This window comes from Pantoea phyllosphaerae (assembly GCF_051025595.1).
In the GTDB taxonomy this organism is placed as follows: Bacteria; Pseudomonadota; Gammaproteobacteria; order Enterobacterales; family Enterobacteriaceae; genus Pantoea.
Window position 1 is genome coordinate 473,332 of record NZ_JBPFDE010000001.1, and the last position, 17,634, is coordinate 490,965.

The following is a 17,634-nucleotide window of genomic DNA, read 5'->3' on the forward strand; positions in this document are numbered from 1 at the left end:
AGAGCGCTGGCCCGTTACGGGCGCACCTCAGGGATGAGGTGCGTATCCCCGCGGGGCGAGCGCGCATGGATGCCTTGAGCGACTTTGCGATCGGGCCAGACTATCCGTACCTGCACCACGCCTTAACAAAAAACCCCGCAAAGCGGGGTTTTTTGTTTGTTACATACGCTCGACGGTCTTAATGCCGAGGGTATCCAGGCCCTGCTTCAGCGTCTTCGCCGTCAGCGCGGCCAGCTGCAGGCGGCTCTGGCGCGTCGCCTCATCCTCTGCGCTGAGGATCGGGCAGTGCTCGTAAAAGCCGGAGAACAGACCCGCCAGATCGTAGAGATAGGCGCACATCACGTGCGGCGTGCCGTCGCGCGCCACCTGGGTAATGGTCTCTTCGAACTGCAGCAGGCGCGTCGCCAGCTGCGCTTCGCGATCCTCGGTAATCGCCAGCGGCGCGTCGATGCTGTCGACGTCGACGCCCGCTTTACGGAACACGGAGAGCACGCGGGTGTAGGCGTACTGCATATAGGGCGCCGTGTTGCCCTCGAACGCCAGCATATTGTCCCAGTCGAAAATGTAATCGGTGGTGCGGCTCTTCGACAGATCGGCATACTTCACCGCGCCGATGCCGACCACTTCCGCCAGCTGCTGCAGCTCCGCTTCGCTCATCTCCGGGTTCTTCTCGCGCACCAGCGCCAGCGCGCGATCGTGCGCCTCGTCCAGCAGATCGGCGAGCTTGATGGTGCCGCCGCTGCGGGTTTTAAACGGACGGCCGTCTTTGCCCAGCATCATACCGAAGGCGTGATGCTCCAGCGGAACGGATGCCGGCACGTAGCCCGCTTTGCGCACGATAGTCCACGCCTGCTGCAGATGCTGATGCTGGCGCGAATCGATGTAGTAGAGCACGCGATCGGCCTTCAGCGTCTCATAACGGTATTTGGCGCAGGCGATATCGGTAGTTGTGTAGAGGTAGCCGCCATCTTTCTTCTGAATGATGACCCCCATCGGTTCGCCTTCTTTATTTTTGAACTCGTCGAGAAACACCACGGTCGCGCCTTCGCTGGTCACCGCCAGCCCTTTGGCGCGCAGATCCTCGACGATGCCCGGCAGCATGTCGTTATAGAGGCTTTCGCCCATCACATCTTTACGCGTCAACGTCACGTTAAGACGGTCATAAATCAGCTGGTTCTGGCCCATGGTGATATCGACCAGCTTCTTCCACATGGTGCGGCAATATTCGTCGCCGCCCTGCAGCTTAACCACATAGGCGCGTGCGCGCTCGGCGAAGGCTTCGTCCTCGTCGTAGGTGCGCTTCGCTTCACGATAGAAGGCTTCGAGGTCGGCGAGCGCGATCGCTTCATGATGCTCGTTCTGTTGCTTTTCCAGATAGGCGATCAGCATGCCGAACTGCGTGCCCCAGTCGCCCACATGGTTAGCGCGGATCACGTTATGACCCAGAAAAGACAGGGTGCGCACGGCGGCGTCGCCGATGATGGTGGAGCGAACGTGGCCAACATGCATCTCTTTCGCCACGTTCGGCGCGGAGTAGTCCACGACGATGGTTTGCGGCTCAACGGCGGCGACGCCCAGGCGCGGCTGCGTCAGCGCCAGCTTCGCCTGCGCGGCCAGCCAGTCGCGGTCGAGGAAAATATTGATGAAGCCTGGCCCGGCGATCTCCACCTTGCTGGCGATGCCGTTGAGGTCAAGATGCGCAATCACGCTTTCAGCCAGCTGTCGCGGCGCCTGACCCAGCTTTTTCGCAACGGCCATAATGCCATTTGCCTGATAATCCCCAAACTGAACCTTGGCGGACTGGCGAACCTGGGGTTCACAGTCGGCCGGCGCACCGGCTAAAATCATCGCCTGACTGACTTTTTCGGAAAGAAGAGCCTGAATATTCACCGCATTACCTTCATGTGCTAAAAGGCTCGTCTGCCGCGCAGAGAGCCGTTGTCCTCACTCTGCCGACGCGCCCAAAGGCCGCGCAGAATGGAAAAAAGAAGAGGGGAAGTATACGTGAAATGTCACCTTGCGTCAGCAGCCGCCGCGCAAGAGAGCATGCGGGGAAACGGCGTCAGGCCGGTTTCCCGAAACAGAGAGATTAGCGACGGCGAAGATGGCGACGAGGATTTTTGACGCTTTTGTCTTCACGCACCTTCCAGTGGCGGGAAATTGCAAATCCCATCAGTGCGATCAGGACTGCGACAACAATGAGCATAGACATAGAGCCATTCCTTGTAGTTGTGTTAGGTCAAATTTATAAGAAAGGGGGGTTGGCTGCAATTGTTTGCCGGGAAAATGAGATTTATCTTATTGTACAAATGAAAGCTACTTTTTTCATTGAGTTAGGTTAATTTCATCCAGCAATAGCTGGCCCTGAAGAGGGGATAAATCCGAATTAAAAGGGTAATTTACATGGTTTTACGGCAAAATTACGGTCAAATCGGATGATTCCTAACATTTAATCGCGCCTGAAGCAGTGCTGGCGCGACTTTCCATTTATTAGAAAACTTAAACTAGCTGAGACATTTTATGACTTTTGCCCCGGTGTTTCCCTGTGAATTACAGGACTTAGAGAGAGATCTGGCGCGCTTCAGCGCCTCGCTGCAACAATTTGCCGATCGCCTCGGATTAAACTTAGCGGCGCTTGAGGCTGACCATATCGCGGTGCGCTGTCATCAGAACACCACGGCGGAGCGCTGGAAGCTGGGACTGATGAAAATGGGTACGCTGTTCTCGGAAGCGATCATCAACGGACGGCCCATCTGCCTGTTTAAGCTGCATCAGCCTCTGCAGCTCAACGGCTGGGAGCTGGACGTTATCGAACTTCCCTGGCCAGGGGAAAAGCGCTATCGGCACGAAGGCTTTGAGCATGTGGAAATCGTGCTGCGCGGCGATCACCAGACGCTGGGCGTGCGCGCCATGGCGCTGCTCAGCGACGACGCGCTGACGCAGCCAGGCATTTCGTTCAAAACCAGCTCGCCGCAGGGCAAAAACGAGCGGCTGCCCAACCCGACGCTGGCAGTGACCGACGGGCAGACCACAATAAAATTCCATCCGTGGCGACTGGAGGAGATTGTCGCCAGCGAGGCGGGCTAAGCGCGCGCAACGACGGCGGCGCTTAGCCGGTCGAGCGCCTCTTCCAGCATGGCGTGGGTGCAGCCGAAATTAAAGCGCACAAAGCGATCGTCGCCAAAATCACGCCCGGGCGAAAAGCCTAATCCCTGGTTTTCAAAATAGAGCGCCGGGCTGGCGACATCCAGCCCGCTGCATGCTATCCAGCCCAGGTAGGTCGCTTCCGGACTGGCCATCGACAGGCCCGGCAGCGCGTTAACCGCGGCGTGCAGACGATCGCGGCTGACGCGCAGATAGGCGAGCAGTTCCTCCAGCCACGCGTCGCCGCCGCGCCAGGCCGCTTCGGCGGCGACCAGCGCCAGGATATCAACCTCGGGCACGATGCCGTAGCGCGCCTGCTTGAAGCGCGCACGCAGTTCCGCATTGGGAATAATCGCCAGCGACGCGCCGAGTCCGGCGATATTGAAAGTTTTAGAGGGCGAAATTAGCGTAACGCTGCGCTGAGCGGCATCTTCGCTCAGGCTGGCAAAGGGAATATGTCGGACGCCGGGCTCCAGCAGCAGATCGCAGTGGATCTCATCGGAACAGACGATCAAATCGTGCTGACGCGCAAAAGCCAGCTGCGCTTCCAGCTCGTCACGGCGATAGACGGTGCCGCCGGGATTCTGCGGGTTGCACAACAGCAAAAGCTTCTCTTTGCCGTTAAGCAGGGCTGAAGCTTCGCTGAGATCGACGAGCCAGCGCCCCGACTGGAGTTTCAACGGCAGGGTGATCTGCTCGCGCGCCGCCAGCTTCGCCGCGCCGCGAAAAGGAGGATAGATGGGCGAAGGCGAGATTGAGCGCTCGTCGGGCGCGGTAAGCGCGCGCACCGTCAGATTGAGTCCGCTCACTACACCGGGCAGCACCACAATCCACTCCGGCTCTACTTTCCACTGGTAGCGCTGTTCGAAGCGCGCAATGGCGGCGTCGATCAATCCGGTCGGGCGGTCGCCGTAGCCAAAAACGCCATGTTCGGCGCGGGTTTTTATCGCGTCGATAATGCAATCAGGCGAGCGAAAATCGGTGTCCGCAACCCACAAAGGAAGGATGTCCCGGTCACTATATTTGTTCCATTTGAGGCTATTGGTGTGACGACGGTCTATCCGTTGGTCAAAATTGAATGCCATGTGTCGGTTTCCACGTAAACTCATTGGTAGTCAGACTAACTTATCGCCCTGTGTCGAACCAGACGTCATGTAAAGGAGGAGTAGATGACCCTACTGGAAATTTGCTGTTACGGCGTGGATTGCGCCATGACGGCGCAGCAGGCTGGCGCCGATCGCGTTGAGCTCTGTTCCGGACCGCGCGAAGGCGGCCTGACCCCATCGTCTGGTTCGCTGGAAGCGGCGCGCCGGGAATTATCCATTCCGGTTCATCCCATCGTTCGGCCGCGCGGCGGCGACTTCTGCTACACCGCGCGTGAATTTGAAATTATGAAGTCCGACGTGGCGAAAATTCGCGAAATGGGATTTCCCGGCCTGGTGATCGGCATGCTGGATGAGGAGGCGCATATTGACCGCTCGCGTATGCGGCAGATTATGGCGCTGTGCGACGGCATGCAGGTGACTTTTCATCGCGCCTTCGATCTTTGCCACAGCCCCAATCGCGCGCTGGAGGAGTTAACCGCGCTGGGGGTGGCGCGCATCCTGACATCCGGCCAGCAGCAGAGCGCGGAAAACGGAATTGCATTATTAAGGGAACTTAATGAACAGAGCGAAGGTCCAATCATTATGGCCGGTGCTGGCGTACGCCTGAGCAATCTGCAAAAGTTCCTGGACAGCGGACTGAGCGAGGTTCACAGCTCCGCCAGCCGCCTTGTCACCTCACCGATGCGCTATCGTAAAGCCGGTGTCTCCATGTGTTCCGAAGCCGAAATGGATGAGTTCAGCCGTTACTGCGTGGATAGCGATGTGGTGGAAGCCATGAAAAGCGTGATGCAGCTTAACAGCGTCAGGGTAGCCTGAATCACCCCAGATTTTGCCGCGCAGCACGCCATATGACGTGATGTTTGCAAGTACCAAACCCCAGTTATCTTGCTGGGGTTCTTTTTATCTGATACCTCTACCCGCCGTTTATGCCGCGAGTCTGCGGAAGGTCGGTCTGCCTGATATCACTCTCTGCCTGAGGACACGCTTTGATGACCTCGCGCAAGGCCTCTTGCGGCGTGGTATGCTCAACCAGTTTTTTAAATTTCAGCTTCAACGCAATCCCTTCGGCAGAGCAATCCGGTCTGTTTGCCAGCTGCACCGCCGCACTGTAGGCCTGATAGCAACGCGCCTCATCCTTAACCCTGATTTTACATTCACTGAAGAGCGTAAAGACTTCACCCGGTCTCTCTGCCAGCCTCTCAACCTCGGGGTCATTTTTTATATGCCTGAGCACGCCAGGCAGGAAAAAAATATTCAGCATAAGCGTCAATGCGGAAAGCGAGAGGATAAAAAATCGGTAGGGCATGCAAATGTCGTCCGGCTTGTGCGTAAAAGTCACCATTCAACATGGCGGTTATGCCACGTTGCGACAGGAAGCATAGCCCACTGCCTTTATACAGCGTGACAACGCATGAAGATCACTACTGTCTGATAATCCCCAGTGCTGCTTTACGTTGTTTCGCACGGCTTTTTTGAGGTGAGGCCTGCTGCATCTCTACATCTTGCTGTTTCACCCTCGGTCACTCGACCGCGCCAGATGGTGCCAATAGCGTTACACTCAGTTTATTGAGATCTTCTGGAGTGACACCATGAAATGCTCTCAGACTGCGGCGCTTGCGCTGGGTTTGCTGTTCGCCTCTCCCACGCTATGGGCTGCCGCCTGCGCGCCGCACAGCAAGGCCGTTGCCAGCAGCAACAGCTGGATTATGCTGGGCGGCAGCGCGAAAGGCGCGGTGCGGCAGGTGATCGCCGGCGAGTTCGGCAAAGATGTCGATTCGCAAAAGCGGGTGCTGGGACAGTTTGACCCCTGTGGGATATTGCAGGTGGCTGACGTCACCTTCGATAAAAAAGAGCACAATGTGGTGCTGAGTATGGAGCAGCATATTGCGCGCGTGCAGGGCGGCTGGGTAGCGGAGTACGCCTACCTGGTGAAGGTGCTGAAAGAGGGCAAAGAGCAGGTGGTAGATAACCGCCAGGGCACCATCAGCTGGCTCATCGGCCAGCACGGCAATATCGTTACCGCTTCCGATAAATTCACCAGCATGGGTAAAAGCGGTTTTACCGACACCACCTATCGCTACGACGCGCAGCTACGGCTGACGAAAAGCGTTTCGCGCGGCACTGATGCCCTGACCAACGGCGAAAGCAGCTGGCGCTGGAACCCCCAGGGGCTGGTGGTCAGCGCGGTCACGGCGCGCAGCGAAGATCGCTATACCTACGATAAAGGTTTCCGTGAATGGCGGCTGCACGGCACCGCGACCACGCCCGTCAGCACGCTGCGTTCGATCGACGAGTGTCAGCTCTGGGATGAGGTTGGCAACTGCACCTTAAGCTATCTGCACGAAACGGAAGTCTTTGATAAGGGCACTATCGAGCGCCATCTCAGCGCGGCCTATAAATATCAGTACTGGGATCGGCCTGCTGAGTCGGAGTAGCGCGCAGCAATAGCGCTTTTGCGTTAAAAATTTGTTAAAGTGAGCAGCCTTATTTCAGGGAGAAAGAGATGACCGCTACGCTGATGTTCTCGTTTTTATTCGCCATTACCATTTTGACGCTGACGCCCGGTTTCGATACCGCGCTGGTGTTGCGCACCGCCGCCGCACAGGGCTGGCGACGCGGCAGCGCGACGGCGCTCGGCATCAACCTTGGCTGTCTGGTGTGGGGTGTCGCGGTGGGATGTGGCCTGGGCGCGCTGCTGCTGGCGTCAGAAATGGCCTATAACCTGCTAAAGTGGGTCGGCGCGGCCTATTTGCTCTATCTGGGCGTCAGGCTGCTGCTCAGCCCGCGCTCGCAGCCGCTGCATGAAGCAGCGACAGACATCGCGCCGCAAAGCTATCTGAGCTGCTTTAACCGCGGCCTGTTCGGCAATCTGCTTAATCCCAAAATGGGCGTGTTTTACGTCACCTTTCTGCCGCAGTTTATTCCGGCGGGGGCGTCGGTGCCGCTCTGGTGCAGCCTGCTGGCGCTGATGCATATTGCGATTGGGCTGCTGTGGAACGCCGTATTGATTGGCGGCAGCCACTATTTCGCCGCGCACCTGCGCCGTCCGGCGGTGCTTAAGGTGATGGACCGCCTGACGGGCTTGGTGTTTATCGGCTTTGCGGCGAAGCTGGCGCTCTCGCGCCGCTAAGCATCAGGGTTTGGTGGCGACCAGCACCGCGCGCAGCGGTGCCGGGTAGCCTTCCACTGTTTTGCTGGCGTCTTGCGGGTCGAGAAACTCAGCCAGCGATTCGCTGGTCATCCAGCTGGTGCGGCGCTGCTCGTCGGTGGAGGTCACCGCATAATCGACAATCTTCACGTCGACGAAGCCGCACTTCTCCAGCCAGCTTTTCAGCGCCGGGGCCGAAGGAATAAAGTAGACGTTGCGCATCTGCGCGTAGCGCTCGCCCGGCACCAGCACATCTCGCTCATCCCCCTCAATCACCAGCGTTTCCAGCACCAGCTCGCCGCCGCTGACCAGCTGGTTTTTCAGCTGCAGCAGATGATCGAGCGGCGAACGGCGATGATAAAGCACGCCCATCGAGAAAACGGTGTCGAACGCCTGCAGCGTCGGCAGCTGTTCGATGCCGAGCGGCAGCAGATGGGCGCGTCGGTCATCGCCCAGCAGCTTGCGCACCGCTTCAAACTGGCAGAGAAAGAGCTGCATCGGATCGATGCCGACCACCAGCTGCGCACCGGCGCCGACCATGCGCCACATGTGATAGCCGCTGCCGCAGCCGACGTCCAGCACGGTGCGGCCCGCCAGCGAGGCGATATGCGGCGCGACGCGCTGCCACTTCCAGTCGGAACGCCATTCGGTGTCGATCTCGGTGCCGTAGAGCGAGTAGGGGCCTTTACGCCAGGGCATCAGATTGCGCAGCAGTTTCTCGATGCCCTGACGCTGGCGATCGCTGAGATCGTCGCGCGCTGCGCTGACGCTGTGCAGCAGGTCGAGCTGCTGCGGCTGCAGCAGCGGCAGATGCTCTACCGACTTCTCCCAGTTGCGAAACAGGCCATGCAGATTCTCTTTCTGCCAGGCGGCGATCTGCGCTGGCAGCACCTCCAGCCAGCTGGCGAGCGGGCCGGTGGCGATTTGCTGATAAAAACGGCCAAACTCAATCATTTTAACGCCACCAGCGAACCAAAGTTAAAGCACTGGAACCAGAGTTCCGCGTGAGAGAAGCCCGCCTGTTTCAGGCGCGCCTTGTGCGTCTCAACGCTGTCGGTCAGCATTACATTCTCCAGCATGCTGCGCTTCTGGCTGATCTCCAGCTCGCTGTAGCCGTTAGCGCGTTTAAAATCGTGGTGCATATTGAACAGCAGTTCGCCGACCTCGGCGTCCTCGAAGCTGAACTTCTCCGACAGCACCAGCGCGCCGCCAGGCTTCAGCCCCTGCCAGATCTTCTGCAGCAGCTGCAGGCGCGCAGGCGGGTCGAGAAACTGCAGCGTGAAGTTCAGCACCACCATCGAGGCGTTTTCGATGGCGATATCGCGGATATCGGCTTCGATGACGTTTACCGGCGTCTCGGCGCGGAAGGCGTCGATATGGCGACGGCAGCGCTCGACCATCGCCGGGGAATTATCCACGGCGATAATGGTGCAGCCGGGCGCCTTGATATTACGACGTACCGAGAGCGTGGCGGCCCCCAGCGAGCAGCCCAGATCGTAAACCTGGCTGTCGGGCGTGACGAAACGCTCGGCCAGCATGCCGATCATAGAGATGATATTCGAGTAGCCGGGCACGGAGCGCTGAATCATATCGGGGAAGACTTCAGCCACGCGCTCGTCAAAGGTCCAGTCGCCCAGCTTGTCGATGGGCGCGGAAAATAGCGTATCGCGGTCAGACATAGTAAATCCGGAAAGACAACGGAAAGGGCGCTATTCTGGCAGAAAGTGCGGCGGGCTGCACCCTTTACCCCCGCGGCCGGTCAATGCAGCGTCAGCACCAGCTCCCAGGGCAGATAGATCAGGTTAAAAACCGCCATGCCGCACAGGGCGAACAGCGTCAGCAGCATGCCATATTTGCGCCCGGCGAGCGCGCTGCGGCGCAGCCCCTGCGCATGCAGCACCCGACCGGCAAAAAAAAGCAGCGCGGTCAGATGCATCATCCACATATCGGCGCCGTTCATCTCCATCATCACCAGCAGCAGCAGCGCCAGCGGAATAGTTTCGATCGCATTGCCGTGAATGCGCATCGCCACGCGCAGGTCGTGAAAGCCGCCGTCGCCAAAGGCGACGCGGTAGTGGCGACGGTAGCGCACCACGTCCAGCGCGAACTTCATCACCATCAACACGCCCAGTACCACATATAACGCGCTTACCATGCTTATCCTCTTTTATCAGGTATCAGAACAGCGACGCCTGCTGCGGCCAGGCGGGGCCGCTGCCGATCCCGGCGTCGATCGCCTGCAGCTGCGGCCATAAACGCTGCACCAGCGGAAACACCTCGCCCATATCAGGCGTATGAATAAAAAACAGCGGGTCGCTTTCCGCCTGCCATTGTGCCAGTTTTTCGCGCCAGACCTGAAAAAATCGATCGCTCTCGTCCACGTCGTCGCTGCCGATAAAGCGCACCATGGGCCGCTCGCCGGTACGCACCGCATGCGGCGGCACGCGCGGCTTTTGCTGGCGGGCGTGGAGGGCAGCGGGGCTTTGCGAGGTCGAGGCGTGCGTCGGACGGCTGTCTAAAATCACCCGGTTGACGCCGCGCGCCTGCAGGCCCTGATTCAGGGCACGCTCCGCCTCGCCCTTGGCGAAAAAGGCGGCATGGCGCACTTCAACGCCATAGCTGAAGCGGCGCGGCAGCCCGTCGAGAAAGCGCCAGAGATCGGCGAGCTGCGCGGGCGCAAACGTCGCGGGCAGCTGCAGCCAGTATTCTCCAATACGGTCGGCCAGCGGATCGAGCAGCCGCAGAAAGTCGCTGAGCAGATCGTCGGTGTGCTGTAGCTGCGCCTGATGGCTGATGGTCTGCGGAAACTTGAAGCAAAAGCGGAAGTCGTCATGCGTCATATCACGCCAGCGCTGAACGGTGTCGGGTGCGGGCAGCGCATAAAGCGTGGTGTTGCCCTCTACGCAGTGGAACAGCCGGGCATAATCAGCCAGACTCTCAATGCCCCAGCGTTTCCAGTGCGAATGCTGCCACTGCGGCAGCCCAATACGAAGCGTCACGGCTTCTCCTTTCCTGCAGGTTTTGCCTTATAGACTAGCCTGGTTGTCCGGATGAGGAAAAACCGGCGACGAAATGCGCGGTTTGGCGCGGCTCTACTTATCCTGCCTGCCTTTTTCCATTATAATGGCCGCCTTTTTTGCGGCAGCATCTCAAAAGGTTACGCGGCCTGATGCTGCAGGCAGCAGCGGCGAAGTTAAAAGGATACGTTATGCGTACAGAATATTGCGGACAGCTCAATCTGTCTCATGTAGGTCAGCAAGTCACTCTTTGCGGCTGGGTCAACCGCCGTCGCGATCTGGGAAGCCTGATTTTTATCGACATGCGCGACCGCGAAGGCATCGTGCAGGTCTTCTTCGATCCCGATCGTCAGGAGGCTTTCCAGCTGGCGTCTGAGCTGCGCAACGAATTCTGCATCCAGATCACCGGTACCGTTCGCGCGCGCGACGAAAAGAACAAAAACGCTGAGATGGCCACGGGCGAAGTGGAAGTGTTCGCGCAGGCGCTGACCATTATCAACCGCGCCGAGCCGCTGCCGCTCGACTCCAATCAGGTCAACAGCGAGGAAGCGCGTCTGAAGTACCGCTATCTCGACCTGCGCCGTCCTGAAATGGCGCAGCGTCTGAAGACCCGCGCGAAAATCTCCAGCTTCGTGCGCCGCTTTATGGATAGCGAAGGCTTCCTCGATATCGAAACGCCGATGCTGACCAAGGCGACGCCAGAAGGCGCGCGCGACTATCTGGTGCCGAGCCGCGTGCACAAAGGCAAGTTCTATGCGCTGCCGCAGTCGCCGCAGCTGTTCAAACAGCTGCTGATGATGTCCGGCTTCGATCGCTACTATCAGATCGTGAAGTGCTTCCGCGATGAAGATCTGCGCGCTGACCGCCAGCCGGAATTTACCCAGATTGATATCGAAACCTCGTTCCTCACCGCGCCGCAGGTGCGCGAGATCAACGAGCGGATGATTCGTCAGCTGTGGCAGGAAGTGAAGGGCGTCGATCTCGGCGAGTTCCCGCAGATGACCTTTGCCGACGCGATGCGCCGCTATGGCTCCGACAAACCCGATCTGCGTAACCCGATGGAGCTGGTGGACGTCGCCGATCTGCTGAAAAATGTCGAGTTCCAGGTCTTCGCCGGTCCGGCCAACGACGCCAAAGGCCGCGTCGCCGCGCTGCGCGTGCCGGGCGGCGCACAGCTGAGCCGCAAGCAGATTGATGAATACGGCAAGTTCGTCGAGATTTATGGCGCGAAAGGTCTGGCGTGGATGAAGGTCAACGCGCGCGCCGAGGGCCTCAACGGCGTGCAGAGCCCGGTAGCCAAATTCCTTAACGAAGAGATCGTGGAAGCGATCCTCAGCCGCACCAGCGCGGCCGATGGCGACCTGATCTTCTTCGGCGCCGATCGCGCCAAAGTGGTGGCGGACGCGCTGGGCGCCCTGCGCCTGAAAGTGGGCCGCGACCTGCAGATCACCAACGAAAGCGCCTGGGCGCCGCTGTGGGTGATCGACTTCCCGATGTTCGAAGAGGACGACGAAGGCGGTCTGGCGGCAATGCACCATCCGTTTACCGCGCCGAAAGAGATGTCGGCGAAGGAGCTGGCGGCCGATCCGCTGAGCGCGGTGGCGAACGCCTACGATATGGTGATTAACGGCTATGAGGTGGGCGGCGGTTCCGTCCGTATCCACAACGGCAACATGCAGCAGGCGGTCTTCACTATTCTGGGCATTAACGAGCAGGAGCAGCGCGAGAAATTCGGCTTCCTGCTCGATGCGCTGAAATATGGCACGCCGCCGCATGCGGGCCTGGCGTTCGGTCTGGATCGTCTCACCATGCTGCTGACCGGCACCGAGAATATCCGCGACGTTATCGCCTTCCCGAAAACTACCGCGGCGGCCTGTCTGATGACCGAAGCGCCAAGCGAAGCCAACCCGGCGGCGCTGGCGGATCTCGGTATTCAGATCGCGCCGAAGAAAGAAAAGTCAGAGAATAAGTAATGTATAAGCATCCGGTATCGGTTCTGGTGGTGATTTTCGCGCAGGATACCGGCCGGGTGTTGATGCTGCAGCGACGCGACGACAGCGATTTCTGGCAGTCGGTTACCGGCAGTCTGGAAGCGGGTGAAACCCCGCTTGAGGCGGCGCGGCGCGAAGTGCTGGAGGAGCTGGCCATCGACGTCGCGGGCGAGGCGCTGGCGCTGGAGGATTGCGGCAAAGAGATTGAATTCGAAATCTTTCCGCACTATCGCCATCGCTACGCGCCAGACGTCACGCACAACCGCGAACACTGGTTCCGGCTGGCGCTGCCCGCCGAGCGGCAGCCGACGCTCAGCGAGCATCTCGCCGCGCGCTGGCTCGATCCTGCCGCCGCCGCAGCACTCACCAAGTCCTGGAGCAATCGCCAGGCGATTGAAGAATTTATTTAGCTGCTCGCCGTTGTTTTGGTGGCAGCCAGGATTAAAGAAAATTGGTGCGTTCCCGCAGAACTGCACCTCAAAACCTAAAGCGTCGGGCGTTATCGGCGCAGCGAGGTCGGCTACCGCCAGCGCGCAGCAACCGGAGCGTATTTCCGTACGTGAGGAGTGCGAGCACTGCCGGAAGGCGAGATCGCCAGCAAGATAGCCCGGGCGATGTCAAAGATCGGAGAATAACCAAGATGGCTGGTCATAGTAAGTGGGCGAATACCAAGCACCGCAAGGCGGCGCAGGACGCCAAGCGCGGTAAAATCTTTACCAAAATTATTCGTGAACTGGTTACCGCCGCTAAGCTGGGCGGCGGCGACGCCGCGTCCAACCCGCGTCTGCGCGCTGCCATGGACAAAGCGCTGTCCAACAACATGACGCGCGACACCATGAACCGCGCTATCGCGCGCGGCGTGGGCGGCGAAGATGACTCCAATATGGAAACCATCATCTATGAAGGTTACGGCCCCGGCGGCTCTGCCGTGATGGTGGAGTGCCTGAGCGACAACCGCAACCGCACCGTAGGCGAAGTGCGTCACGCCTTCACCAAAACCGGCGGCAACCTCGGCACCGACGGCTCCGTTTCTTACCTGTTCAGCAAGAAGGGCGTCATCTCCTTTGCGCCGGGCCAGGATGAGGACAGCGTGATGGAAGCGGCGCTGGAAGCGGGCGCGGAAGATGTGGTGAGCTACGACGACGGCGCGATCGACGTCTTTACCGCCTGGGAAGAGTTGGGCGCAGTGCGCGACGCGCTGGAAGCCACCGGCCTGAAGGCGGACACCGCCGAAGTCTCGATGATCCCGTCGACCAAAGCGGAACTCGATGCGGAAACGGCGCCGAAGCTGCTGCGCCTGATCGACATGCTGGAAGATTGCGACGACGTGCAGGAAGTCTACCATAACGGTGAGATCTCTGATGAGGTTGCGGAAACGCTGTAATGGCGTTCCTCTTTAGCCCGCACACCGGAGAGTCGGCATGGCGATAATTCTGGGCATCGATCCCGGTTCGCGCATAACCGGCTACGGTGTGATCCGTCAGACCGGCCGCCAGCTCAGCTATCTGGGCAGCGGCTGCATCCGCACCAATACCACCGAACTGCCGGCGCGCCTGAAGCTGATCTATGCGGGCGTGACTGAAATCATCACCCAGTTTGCCCCGGACTACTTCGCCATTGAGCAGGTCTTTATGGCGAAAAACGCCGATTCGGCGCTGAAGCTGGGGCAGGCGCGCGGCGCAGCGATCGTCGCGGCGGTCAACCTTGACCTGCCGGTCTTTGAGTACGCTGCCCGTCAGGTGAAGCAGACCGTCACCGGCACCGGCGGCGCGGAGAAGAGCCAGGTGCAGCATATGGTGCGCACGCTGCTTAAGCTGCCCGCCAACCCGCAGGCGGACGCCGCTGACGCGCTGGCGATCGCCATTACGCACTGCCATGTCAGTCAGAACGCGGCGCGCGTCAGCGACAGCAAACTGCTGCTGACGCGCGGACGGTTGCGCTCAGGCTAGTGGGCCGCACCGCGTTCTGTTTCAGGCTGGATATTCATCCAGCCTTTTTTATGTTATAAATCCCGCCACATTCGTTTATTAAGGAAGCGTTCAGGTGATAGGTCGTTTACGGGGCAATATTCTGGAAAAGCAGCCGCCGCTGGTGCTGATTGAAGCGCACGGCGTGGGTTATGAAGTGCATATGCCGATGACCTGTTTTTATGAGCTGCCTGAACTGAACCACGAAGCGGTAATCTTTACCCACTTTGTGGTGCGCGAAGATGCGCAGCTGCTGTTCGGCTTCAACAACAAACAAGAGCGCGCGCTGTTTCGCGAGCTGATTAAAACCAACGGCGTCGGCCCTAAGCTGGCGCTGGCCATTCTGTCCGGCATGTCGGCGCAGCAGTTTGTGACGGCGGTGGAAAAAGAGGAGATCGCCGCGCTGATCAAGCTTCCGGGCGTCGGTAAGAAAACGGCCGAGCGTCTGGTGGTTGAGATGAAAGATCGCTTTAAAGGCCTGCATGGCGACCTCTTCTCCGGCGAATCCGCCTTTACGCTCACCGCACCGCACGCCGAGCCGGAAAGCAACGACGCCGAGGCCGAAGCGGTTGCGGCGCTGGTGTCGCTGGGTTATAAACCGCAGGAAGCCAGCCGTATGATAAGCAAGGTTGGCAAGCCTGACGCAGACTGCGAAACCCTAATCCGAGAAGCTCTGCGCGCCGCCATTTGAGGTAAGTCATGATCGAAGCCGACCGTCTGGTCTCCTCCGCCAGCTATAACGAAGAAGAGAATCTCGACCGCGCTATCCGCCCTAAGCTGCTCTCGGAGTACGTGGGCCAGCCGCAGGTGCGCGAGCAGATGGAAATTTTTATCCGGGCGGCGAAGCTGCGCGGCGATGCGCTCGATCACCTGCTGATTTTCGGCCCGCCAGGGCTGGGAAAAACCACGCTGGCCAATATCGTTGCCAATGAGATGGGCGTCAATCTGCGCACCACCTCTGGCCCGGTGCTGGAAAAGGCGGGGGATCTGGCGGCGATGCTGACCAACCTCGAACCGCACGACGTGCTGTTTATCGATGAGATCCACCGTCTCTCGCCAGTGGTGGAAGAGGTGCTCTATCCGGCAATGGAGGATTACCAGCTGGATATTATGATCGGCGAAGGCCCGGCTGCGCGCTCCATTAAGCTCGACCTGCCGCCGTTTACGCTGATCGGCGCGACCACGCGCGCTGGCTCGCTCACGTCGCCGCTGCGCGACCGTTTCGGCATCGTGCAGCGCCTGGAGTTTTACAGCGTGCCGGATCTGCAGCACATCGTCAGCCGCAGCGCCGCCTGTCTGGGACTGCCGCTGAGCGATGAGGGCGCGCGGGAAGTGGCGCAGCGCGCGCGCGGCACGCCGCGTATCGCCAACCGCCTGCTGCGCCGCGTGCGCGACTTCGCGGAAGTGCGCGCCAATGGTGAAATGAGCGGCAACGTCGCGGCCAGCGCGCTGGATATGCTTAACGTCGACAGCGAAGGCTTTGACTATATGGATCGCAAGCTGCTGCTGGCGATTATCGACAAGTTCACCGGCGGGCCGGTCGGGCTGGATAACCTCGCGGCGGCGATTGGCGAAGAGCGGGAAACCATTGAGGATGTCATTGAGCCCTTCCTTATCCAGCAGGGCTTTATTCAGCGCACGCCGCGCGGCCGGATGGCCACGCAGCATGCTTATCGCCACTTCGGCATGGCGCGCGACGAGTAATCAGACGGCGGGCTTGCGTACCATGCTGAAAATAAACAGCAGCGCGGCGCAGAGCACCACCGACGGGCCGGCCGGGGTATCGTAGAAGGCGGAGAAGGTCAGGCCGCCCGAGACGGCGATAATGCCCACTACCACCGCCAGGCCCGCCATCTGCTCCGGCGAGCGCGAAAAGCGGCGCGCCGTGGCGGCGGGGATGATGAGCAGCGAGGTGATGATCAGGGCGCCTACGAACTTCATCGCCACGCCGATGGTCAGCGCCGTCACCAGCATCAGGATCAGGCGGGTACGCTGGATATTCACGCCGTCCACCTGCGCCAGCTCCGGACTGATGGTCATCGACAGCAGCGCGCGCCACTGCCACGCCATCACCGCCAGCACCACCGCCACGCCCGCGCCCATCACCCATAAATCCTCCGGCGTCACCGCCAGCAGATCGCCAAACAGATAGGCCATCAGGTCGACGCGCACGCCCGACATCAGGCTCACCACCACCAGACCGAGCGACAGGGCGCTGTGCGCCATAATGCCCAGCAGGGTATCGATCGCCAGATGCGGGCGGCGTTCCAGAAACACCAGCCCCAGCGCCAGGCAGACGGTGACGAGGATAACGGCGTAGTAAGGATTAACGTTCAGCAGCAGGCCGAAGGCGACGCCCAGCAGCGAGGCGTGCGCCAGGGTATCGCCGAAGTAGGACATTTTGCGCCAGACCACGAACGAACCCAGCGGACCGGCCGCCAGCGCCAGCATCACGCCGCCCAGCCAGCCCGGTAGTAACAACTCAATCATGATGGACCCTGTCCTCTGCGTAAAACGATACGTCCCTGAAGGTCGTGACGATGATTATGGTTATGGCGGTAGATCGCCAGCTGCTGCGCGCCGCGCGGGCCAAACATGGCGATAAATTCGGGATGCTGCGACACCGCTTCCGGCGTGCCGGAGCAGCAGATATGGTGATTCAGACAGAGCACCTCGTCGGTTTTCGCCATCACCAGGTGCAGATCGTGTGAAACCATCAGCACGCCGCAGTTAAGCTCGTGGCGCAGCTGGTCGATCAGATCGTAGAGCGCCACCTGGCCATTCACGTCGACGCCCTGCGTCGGTTCATCCAGCACCAGCAGCTGCGGCTGGTTGAGCAGGGCGCGCGCCAGCAGCACGCGCTGCGTTTCACCGCCAGAGAGCTTCTGCAGCGGCGCGTTGAGCAGATGGCCAGCCTGCACGCGCTTCAGCGCCGGCATTACGTCGGTGCGCTTTGCGCCGCGCGTCAACAGCATAAAACGTTCGACGGTAACCGGCAGCGTCGGGTCGATATGCAGTTTTTGCGGCACGTAACCGATGCGCAAGCCTGGCACGCGTTGTATCTGACCGGAGGCTGGCGCCAGCAGCCCCAGCACCACCCGCACCAGCGTGGATTTGCCCGCGCCGTTGGGGCCGAGCAGCGTCAGTATGCGCCCAGGCATCAGCTTCAGGCTAATACCAGAGAGCACGTTACGTCGTGCAAATTGCACGGAAATATTTTCAAGCGTGACGAGTGAAGTCATATTATTTACAGGTTGCACA

General features: G+C 59.9%; 20 protein-coding genes. 10 read left to right on the plus strand and 10 right to left on the minus strand.

The features are described from left to right. Positions 1-159: 159 nt before the first annotated feature. Both argS and ACR6A7_RS02215 read right to left on the minus strand, forming a co-directional pair. The gene (gene argS, locus ACR6A7_RS02210; protein ID WP_434123125.1) at positions 160-1,890 is read right to left on the minus strand and encodes an arginine--tRNA ligase; all 1,731 of its coding nucleotides are present in this window, start codon (positions 1,888-1,890) and stop codon (positions 160-162) included. A gap of 199 nt (positions 1,891-2,089) precedes the next feature. Further along, positions 2,090-2,212 carry a hypothetical protein gene (locus ACR6A7_RS02215; RefSeq protein ID WP_009089698.1) on the minus strand — a complete coding sequence of 41 codons (123 nt, stop codon included), beginning with the start codon at positions 2,210-2,212 and terminating at the stop codon, positions 2,090-2,092. Positions 2,213-2,520: 308 nt separating this feature from the next. Here ACR6A7_RS02215 and ACR6A7_RS02220 point away from each other — a divergent pair, with 308 nt between their 5' ends. Then, on the plus strand, positions 2,521-3,087 hold the full coding sequence (locus ACR6A7_RS02220) for a VOC family protein (RefSeq protein ID WP_434123126.1): 567 nt from the start codon (positions 2,521-2,523) through the stop codon (positions 3,085-3,087). On the opposite strand, the gene ACR6A7_RS02225 is transcribed toward ACR6A7_RS02220, so the two are convergent. After that, positions 3,084-4,229, minus strand: a complete 1,146-nt coding sequence (locus ACR6A7_RS02225; protein WP_434123127.1) for a MalY/PatB family protein — start codon at positions 4,227-4,229, stop codon at positions 3,084-3,086. The two genes, ACR6A7_RS02220 and ACR6A7_RS02225, sit on opposite strands and share 4 nt — an antisense overlap. An 84-nt stretch (positions 4,230-4,313) precedes the next feature. On the opposite strand from ACR6A7_RS02225, the gene cutC reads away from it, so the two are divergent. Further along, positions 4,314-5,066 carry a copper homeostasis protein CutC gene (gene cutC / locus ACR6A7_RS02230; protein ID WP_434123129.1) on the plus strand — a complete coding sequence of 251 codons (753 nt, stop codon included), beginning with the start codon at positions 4,314-4,316 and terminating at the stop codon, positions 5,064-5,066. Positions 5,067-5,163: 97 nt separating this feature from the next. Here cutC and ACR6A7_RS02235 read toward each other — a convergent pair whose 3' ends face one another. Next, positions 5,164-5,556 carry a hypothetical protein gene (locus tag ACR6A7_RS02235; RefSeq protein WP_434123130.1) on the minus strand — a complete coding sequence of 131 codons (393 nt, stop codon included), beginning with the start codon at positions 5,554-5,556 and terminating at the stop codon, positions 5,164-5,166. Positions 5,557-5,839: 283 nt separating this feature from the next. Between ACR6A7_RS02235 and ACR6A7_RS02240 the strand changes: the two genes are divergently transcribed. After that, on the plus strand, positions 5,840-6,685 hold the full coding sequence (locus ACR6A7_RS02240) for a hypothetical protein (protein WP_434123131.1): 846 nt from the start codon (positions 5,840-5,842) through the stop codon (positions 6,683-6,685). A 68-nt stretch (positions 6,686-6,753) separates the two neighbouring features. Beyond that, on the plus strand, positions 6,754-7,380 hold the full coding sequence (locus ACR6A7_RS02245; RefSeq protein WP_434123132.1) for a LysE family translocator: 627 nt from the start codon (positions 6,754-6,756) through the stop codon (positions 7,378-7,380). 3 nt (positions 7,381-7,383) lie between these two features. On the opposite strand, the gene cmoB is transcribed toward ACR6A7_RS02245, so the two are convergent. The 4 genes from cmoB to ACR6A7_RS02265 form a co-directional block, all read right to left on the minus strand. Continuing rightward, on the minus strand, positions 7,384-8,352 hold the full coding sequence (cmoB, locus tag ACR6A7_RS02250) for a tRNA 5-methoxyuridine(34)/uridine 5-oxyacetic acid(34) synthase CmoB (protein ID WP_434123133.1): 969 nt from the start codon (positions 8,350-8,352) through the stop codon (positions 7,384-7,386). Beyond that, on the minus strand, positions 8,349-9,077 hold the full coding sequence (cmoA, locus tag ACR6A7_RS02255) for a carboxy-S-adenosyl-L-methionine synthase CmoA (protein ID WP_434123134.1): 729 nt from the start codon (positions 9,075-9,077) through the stop codon (positions 8,349-8,351). The genes cmoB and cmoA overlap by 4 nt, the downstream gene beginning before the upstream one ends. Before the next feature lie 80 nt (positions 9,078-9,157). Then, complete coding sequence (locus ACR6A7_RS02260; RefSeq protein ID WP_434123135.1) at positions 9,158-9,553, minus strand: MAPEG family protein; 396 nt, start codon at positions 9,551-9,553, stop codon at positions 9,158-9,160. A 22-nt stretch (positions 9,554-9,575) separates the two neighbouring features. Then, a complete protein-coding gene (locus tag ACR6A7_RS02265) occupies positions 9,576-10,397 on the minus strand; it encodes a DUF72 domain-containing protein (protein ID WP_434123136.1) in 822 nt (273 codons plus the stop codon). Positions 10,398-10,606: 209 nt separating this feature from the next. Here ACR6A7_RS02265 and aspS point away from each other — a divergent pair, with 209 nt between their 5' ends. The 6 genes from aspS to ruvB all read left to right on the plus strand — a co-directional run bounded on the left by aspS (position 10,607) and on the right by ruvB (position 16,077). Then, entirely contained in the window at positions 10,607-12,388 is a 1,782-nt protein-coding gene (gene aspS / locus ACR6A7_RS02270) for an aspartate--tRNA ligase (protein WP_434123137.1), read from the plus strand. After that, positions 12,388-12,816: a dihydroneopterin triphosphate diphosphatase gene (gene nudB / locus ACR6A7_RS02275; protein ID WP_434123138.1), complete on the plus strand. Its 429-nt coding sequence runs from the start codon at positions 12,388-12,390 to the stop codon at positions 12,814-12,816. The genes aspS and nudB overlap by 1 nt, the downstream gene beginning before the upstream one ends. 230 nt (positions 12,817-13,046) lie before the next feature. Continuing rightward, entirely contained in the window at positions 13,047-13,790 is a 744-nt protein-coding gene (locus tag ACR6A7_RS02280) for a YebC/PmpR family DNA-binding transcriptional regulator (RefSeq protein WP_033746507.1), read from the plus strand. A gap of 37 nt (positions 13,791-13,827) precedes the next feature. Further along, the gene (gene ruvC, locus ACR6A7_RS02285; protein WP_434123140.1) at positions 13,828-14,355 is read left to right on the plus strand and encodes a crossover junction endodeoxyribonuclease RuvC; all 528 of its coding nucleotides are present in this window, start codon (positions 13,828-13,830) and stop codon (positions 14,353-14,355) included. Between the two features lie 94 nt (positions 14,356-14,449). Then, positions 14,450-15,064: a Holliday junction branch migration protein RuvA gene (gene ruvA / locus ACR6A7_RS02290; protein ID WP_033746510.1), complete on the plus strand. Its 615-nt coding sequence runs from the start codon at positions 14,450-14,452 to the stop codon at positions 15,062-15,064. Between the two features lie 8 nt (positions 15,065-15,072). After that, positions 15,073-16,077, plus strand: coding sequence for a Holliday junction branch migration DNA helicase RuvB (ruvB, locus tag ACR6A7_RS02295; protein WP_434123141.1), 1,005 nt, complete (start codon positions 15,073-15,075; stop codon positions 16,075-16,077). Here the strand turns inward: ruvB and znuB are convergent, their stop codons facing one another. Next, a complete protein-coding gene (znuB, locus tag ACR6A7_RS02300) occupies positions 16,078-16,863 on the minus strand; it encodes a zinc ABC transporter permease subunit ZnuB (protein WP_434123142.1) in 786 nt (261 codons plus the stop codon). Then, positions 16,860-17,615, minus strand: coding sequence for a zinc ABC transporter ATP-binding protein ZnuC (gene znuC / locus ACR6A7_RS02305; protein ID WP_434123144.1), 756 nt, complete (start codon positions 17,613-17,615; stop codon positions 16,860-16,862). The genes znuB and znuC overlap by 4 nt, the downstream gene beginning before the upstream one ends. Positions 17,616-17,634: the final 19 nt, after the last annotated feature.